Origin of the sequence: Halalkalibacter hemicellulosilyticusJCM 9152 (assembly GCF_000513115.1) — a bacterium.
In the GTDB taxonomy this organism is placed as follows: domain Bacteria; phylum Bacillota; class Bacilli; order Bacillales; family Bacillaceae_D; genus Halalkalibacter; species Halalkalibacter hemicellulosilyticus.
Map to the genome: position 1 here is coordinate 1 of NZ_BAUU01000098.1, position 959 is coordinate 959.

Below are 959 nucleotides of genomic sequence, written 5' to 3' on the forward strand. Positions count from 1 at the left end.
CTTGTGCTCGTTCCACTTGCTCTTGATACAGAGTTTCATCCGCCATCAATTGTTTCACCTTGACTTGGACTTCTTCTGGTTCCGCATATAGAGCCGCCTCTTTAAATAATGGCTCATAGCTCGGCGCAATGATAACCGGTACACCGACCGCCATCGCTTCAAAGATCACTCGTCCAAACGCTTCTACCCAATCGGGGTGTGTGTAATAGACAAACACATCCAGTTCCTTTAAGAAATCCTTCGGCGCCACTGACCCAAACTCATATGTCCTCCAATTCTCAGGGAGACTCCCTAGCACCTTCTTCGGTGAAGCTGCCCCTCCTAGTACATGGATTTCATACGGTGCTTCATCTGGATACACCTTCAATAGCTGTTCTCGATCTGCTGGCCATTTCACATATTGGTCACGTGAGTGACGCCCTATCCGGATTACTCCAGGCTTTCGCTTATAATTCGCACGTCTCCATTCGTTCACATCGATGATATTCACCCAGTCTTCATCCGCTAAATGAATCGACTTCAACTCCTGAGCATGGTGCTTCTCTAATGCTTCACGAATCGATGGGCCAATTGGATACCATACGCCTTTCTTACCAACATACTCTTCCAAATGCTTGACGCAACGGTCTAGATGATACAATGTTGTCCCCGTTTCACTGTATTCACGCTTAGGCGGCTGATTCACAATCACCCGGACATCCCTCGCTTCTATGTCTGGTACATACTTCTGCCATTCCTCTAATATCGGTGGATGACGCACAATCAGTACGTCACAGCTCACTTTTTCACCGTATACAAGCATAGATACTTGGTCTCCATCCAATAACTCTCGTACCTGTGGGTTCATCTCCGTCGCTGAATTTAAATCATAACGAGATAGCTGAACCAATCCTGTCCGTAGACCTAGCCTTCTTTGTGCCTTGATTTCCTCTACATTTGACATGTTTGTCCCACCGAGT

General features: G+C 46.8%; 1 protein-coding gene. It reads right to left on the minus strand.

Features of this window, described 5'->3' with window-relative positions:
* The coding region (locus JCM9152_RS21060; RefSeq protein ID WP_235715796.1) for a glycosyltransferase at nt 1–943 on the minus strand (943 nt) is incomplete at its 3' end.
* Between the last annotated feature and the right edge of the window lie 16 nt (nt 944–959).